Source organism: Brevundimonas sp. GN22, assembly GCF_054824005.1.
On the sequence record NZ_JSYD01000109.1, the window covers coordinates 1 to 1,464 of the forward strand.

Consider the following 1,464-nt stretch of genomic DNA (forward strand, 5'->3'; position numbering starts at 1 on the left):
GCACCTTTAGCGTTAGACTGACAGCACCGGGCAGCTTGCCTATCAACGCGGCGAGCTAACCAACCCATACCCAACGGACAACCCGAGGCACACCGACTGGTGGCGCGGGTATCGCAATGCATCGCGCAGGGAGGAGCAGTCCCGGCGCGGATGATCTCTGCTGCAAAGGACTCTCCTATGAACCTCTACACGAAGGCCTCGGGCATCTGGGCGGTCGACCTCCGGTCCCTCGGTAAAGGCCGTGTGACCCTAGGGACCCGCGATAAGGCCGAAGCCCGCCGCCGCATCCCTCGAGCCGTGGCTGGCGAAAAGTTTGCTGATGAGACCCAGCCCATCGGTCGCCCTGTGGCCTCCGCAGTCAAGGTGGACACCACCATGGCCCAGCTCTTCCGCCGATGCATGAACGACCCTGACGTGTGGATGCTGACCCGCTCGCAGGCCACCCTGCGCTCAAACGACAAAATCCTATGCGCCACGGTCATCACCCTGCCTGACGGCGACAAGGTGACCTTCGGGGAGCTGGCGGTCGCTGATGTCACCGCTGCGGTCCTCGAGAAGCTTGCCAAGGCCCTGCAGGCGAAAAAGTACGCCCAGTCCTCAGTCAAGCGTAAGCTGGACATGATCAGCAAGTCGCTGAGCAAGGCTGTGGACTGGGAGATCATCTCGACCAAGCCCAAGGTGCCTTCCATCAGCATCAAGGACAACGCCCGCAAGCGTGTCCTGATGGATCACGAAGAGAAGGCTGTCTTTGCAGCCATCGCAGCCCGCCACGCGGCGCACCCGACCGCTGACTGGGTTCGCTTCGGTCACGCGATCCGCTTCCTGCTCGACACCGGCTGCCGTAAGGCTGAGTTGGAGAACGTCCGCAGCGAGTGGATACATGAGATCGACCTCGGCACCCGCACGGTCCACCGCATGAACATCCCGTCGTGGATCACGAAGAGTGAGAAGGATCGAACCATCCCGCTCACCTCGGCTATCGTCGCGTCCCTACCGGACCTTATCAAGACCGCAGCCCCTGCCCCCGCTGGCAAGCCTCGCGGCCTGATGCTGTTCCCTTACACAGGGTCGTTCCTCTGGTACCGCTGGAAGCTCATCGTTGCTGACCTCAAGGAACAGGGCTATGACCTGTCCGACATGGTCCTGCACTCATTCCGCCACACCTGCCTGACGCGCCTGTCCATGAGAGGCATGCCTATCGAGAAGGTCGCGGACTGGGCCGGTCACTCGGACATCTCCATCACGGTCAAACACTACCGCCACGCGGAGGCTTCCAGCCTCGATCTTGGGGTCGATTTGTTGGAGAGATAGTCACCAAATGGCGGATACCCCGCCAATATGACTTTCATAAATGGGTGGATGGGTACTGTGCCAGATGTCACATCTTTCCACCCCCCAAAACCCTTATGGCGTAAGGCTTTCATTACCACCTCTTCCGCCATCTATTCGCCCGCTAAAGCGGGC

Annotated in this window: 1 protein-coding gene; it reads left to right on the forward strand. The window is 60.8% G+C overall.

All coding sequences use genetic code 11. The features are described 5' to 3' along the window. Positions 1-177 precede the first annotated feature (177 nt). Complete coding sequence (locus tag OB03_RS13050) at positions 178-1,311, forward strand: tyrosine-type recombinase/integrase (RefSeq protein ID WP_461344436.1); 1,134 nt, start codon at positions 178-180, stop codon at positions 1,309-1,311. The last annotated feature ends 153 nt before the right edge of the window (positions 1,312-1,464 follow it).

What these genes read in the sequence shown, in the direction of transcription:
- OB03_RS13050 (WP_461344436.1), top strand. Translation starts at nt 178, where the DNA reads ATGAACCTCTACACGAAGGCCTCGGGCATCTGGGCGGTCGACCTCCGG.